The sequence below is a fragment of the Bradyrhizobium sp. AUGA SZCCT0169 genome (assembly GCF_018130085.1).
GTDB lineage: Bacteria > Pseudomonadota > Alphaproteobacteria > Rhizobiales > Xanthobacteraceae > Bradyrhizobium.
Genome location: NZ_JAFCMC010000076.1, coordinates 1 through 1,401, shown reverse-complemented (window position 1 = coordinate 1,401; position 1,401 = coordinate 1). Strand labels below are relative to the sequence as shown.

General features: G+C 62.7%; 1 protein-coding gene. It reads left to right on the top strand.

Features of this window, described 5'->3' with window-relative positions; genetic code table 11:
• Nucleotides 1–86 precede the first annotated feature (86 nt).
• Complete coding sequence (locus JQ609_RS34860) at nucleotides 87–1,130, top strand: IS110 family transposase (protein WP_212277149.1); 1,044 nt, start codon at nucleotides 87–89, stop codon at nucleotides 1,128–1,130.
• The last annotated feature ends 271 nt before the right edge of the window (nucleotides 1,131–1,401 follow it).

Here is a 1,401-nt window from a genome sequence, read left to right as displayed (position 1 = left end):
GCCGCGGAGTGATGGTGTGGACGGCCCCCTACGGCATCAGTTGTGCCAGAATGAGGTTGTTGAGATCTCAGACAAGGGAGCCGTCCGTGGAGCAGATTATCCGAATTGGAATGGATACGTCGAAGTATATTTTCCAGGTGCATGGGGTGGATGCGGCCGAGCGGCCGGTGTTGTGCAGGCGGCTGGGGCGCAAGCAGATGCTGGAATTTTTTGCCAAGCTGCCGCCGACCGTGATCGGGATGGAAGCTTGCGGTACGTCGCACTACTGGGCACGAGAACTTAAACGGGTCGGCCACGAGGTGAAGCTGATCGCGCCGCAACACGTGAAGCCCTACGTCAAGCGCAACAAGAACGACGGGCGGGACGCCGAGGGGTTGTGCGAGGCGATGAGCCGGCCGACGATGCGGTTCGTGCCGGTGAAGACGGTCGAGCAGCAGGCGGCACTGATGCTGGCCGGCCTGCGCGAGCAGATGATTGCGCGGCGCACCCAGATCAGCAATGCGATCCGCGGTTATGCGGCGGAGTTCGGGATCACAGTGGCCCAGGGCCTGAACCAGATTGAGCCGTTGTTGGCGCGGCTGGCGCAAGACGAACGCATTCCGGAATTGGCGCGCGATTTGTTTGCTCTCCAGGGCAGGGATTACGCGCAGTTGCAGATCGAGTTGAAGTCGATCGAGGCCAGGCTGATGGCTTGGCACCGCGCCAATGCCGATAGCCGGCGCTTGGCGAAGATTCCCGGAATAGGACCGATCGGAGCCGCGACGGCGGTGATGAAGACGCCGGATCCGAGCGCGTTCGCCTCCGGCCGGCATTATGCGGCCTGGATCGGGCTGACCCCGAAAGACCATTCCACGGCCGGCAAGACCCGGCACGGCAAGATCACCCGCGCCGGAGATGAGAGGTTGCGCAGCGTTCTGGTGGCGGGGGCGACTGCGGTGATCCAGCAAGCGAGGCACGGCCGTGGTCATCCTTCGCCCTGGCTGATCGCCTTGTTGAAGCGCAAGCCGCCGAAGCTCGCGGCGGTGGCGCTCGCCAACAAGATGGCCCGCATCGCCTGGAAGCTGATGGTGACAGGTGAGAGTTACGACGGCGCGCGGATGTCCAAGGCATCGGTGGCTGCCGCCGCTTAAGAGATCAGTCGGCCGGGTTCGCCTGACCGACTGAGCCGGAGCTGCAAGAGGAGTAGATGGTAGGTTCGATCGATCCAAAGGTGCGAGACAATCCGTGGGACCCATTGGCCCGTAAAAGGTCGCTGGAGTGTTTGGAACTCGCGTCGCGGAAAACCATCTTGGCCAGCGGTCACCAGCCGCATCAACAGGCCGGACATATGGATGCAAGCGATCCGATCAGACCGTCAAAAAACTCTTGTGGCACGGGGGCCGTCCACATATGGGTCCCGGC